General features: G+C 63.8%; 1 pseudogene. It reads right to left on the bottom strand.

Annotated elements, in window-relative coordinates:
- A pseudogene (locus tag B0D78_RS12390) lies at window positions 1–221 on the bottom strand (hypothetical protein); the annotation flags it as partial.

Here is a 221-nt window from a genome sequence, read left to right as displayed (position 1 = left end):
CCAGACGGTAACCGCACGCCTCCTGCCGCACAAGCCCCGTCATAACGCCGACCGCCCCGAGCGATCTTGCCAGATCGTCGATGATGGTGCGGATGTAGGTGCCGTTGGAGCAGTATATATCCAGCGTGCCGCTCTGAGCGCTCTCGTCGAATGACGTAAGCTCCAGAGAATAGACCGTGACCGTCCGCGGACGGCGCTCGACCTCCTTGCCCTCGCGGGCG

This window comes from Pyramidobacter sp. C12-8, assembly GCF_002007215.1.
Taxonomy (GTDB): Bacteria; Synergistota; Synergistia; order Synergistales; family Dethiosulfovibrionaceae; genus Pyramidobacter.
The sequence above is the reverse complement of the archived record's forward strand: the minus strand, read 5'-3'. Positions and strand labels throughout refer to the sequence as shown.